Source organism: Pontibacter sp. HSC-14F20, assembly GCF_019599265.1.
In the GTDB taxonomy this organism is placed as follows: Bacteria; Bacteroidota; Bacteroidia; order Cytophagales; family Hymenobacteraceae; genus Pontibacter.
The window spans coordinates 1-1220 of the sequence record NZ_JAHZTC010000044.1 but is presented as its reverse complement, the minus strand read 5'-3'; the positions used below and the strand labels follow the sequence as shown (position 1 = coordinate 1220).

The following is a 1220-nucleotide window of genomic DNA, read 5'->3' as shown; positions in this document are numbered from 1 at the left end:
TGACCTCCCCCCTAAAATTCGGACCGCTGTAAAGTAGAGGAAACGGGCAATTTGTCGTATCAAAACAAAACGAATTGCCATGAAAAAATCAAAATTCACCGAGGCGCAGATCATCTTCGCCATCAAGCAGGCCGAAACAGGCGTGTCGGTGGCGGAGGTATGCCGCAAGATGGGTATCTCTGAGGCCACCTTCTACAACTGGAAGAAAAAGTACGGTGGTTTAGGAGTGTCGGAATTGCGTAAGCTCCGGCAGTTGGAAGAGGAAAACCGGCACCTCAAGCAGCTGGTGGCTGACTTGAGCCTGGACAAGCAAATGCTGCAGGATGTACTGAAAAAAAAGTTCTGAGGCCAGCCCAACTCAAGGCGCTGGCCATGACACTGCTGACCGATTACCGCGTTTCCATCCACCGGGCCTGCCGCGTGGTGATGTTCCACCGCTCGGGCTGGTATTACAAGGCCAAAGGGAAGGAAAAGGACCTGGTGCTTCGGGCGCGCATGCGCCAGATCGCGCAGACCAGGGTGCGCTACGGTATGTGGCGGATTTACACGTTGCTGCGTCGGGAAGGCTGGCCGGACAACCACAAGCGCGTCCACCGGCTCTATAAGCTGGAAGGACTGAACCTAAGAAGTCTGCGGCCCCGGCGCTGCCGGACAGCGGCTCACCGGCTGGAGCAAGTTCCTGCCACCAATTTACATGCGTGCTGGAGCATGGACTTTGTGGCTGACCAGCTCTTTGATGGCCGCAAATTCCGCTCCTTAACTGTAGTGGATAATTATAGCCGCAAATGCCTGGCCATCGAGGTGGACCAGGGGATCAAAGGGGAGCAGGTGGTGGCCGTGATGGAGCGGCTCAAGCAACAACACGGCAGGGTGCCGGAGCGTATCAAAGTGGACAACGGGAGTGAGTTTATCTCCAAGGCACTGGACCGGTGGGCTTATGAAAACAAAGTGACGTTGGACTTCTCCAGGCCGGGCAAACCCACGGATAACGCCCTTATTGAGTCTTTCAATGGCAGCTTTCGGGATGAGTGTCTGAACGTGAACTGGTTCCTGAGTCTGGAAGACGCAAGGGAGAAAATCGAGGCGTGGAGGCAGGAATATAACTGCTTCCGGCCCCACAGTTCACTGGGTGACAAAACGCCAGAAGAGTGGGTGAAAAAGAATATAGAGAAACCCGAATTCTCTAATTTAGCGCTGTCCTAAAATTGGGAGGAGCTCAG

At 54.5% G+C, this 1220-nt stretch carries 1 protein-coding gene; it reads left to right on the top strand.

The features are described from left to right. The first annotated feature begins 79 nt into the window (after positions 1 to 79). Positions 80 to 1203 (top strand): IS3 family transposase gene (locus K3G39_RS20395; RefSeq protein WP_220628019.1). Its coding sequence is split into 2 segments (ribosomal slippage): positions 80 to 332 and positions 332 to 1203, totalling 1125 coding nucleotides; the frame shifts between segments, so codons are not numbered across the junction. Positions 1204 to 1220 lie beyond the last annotated feature (17 nt).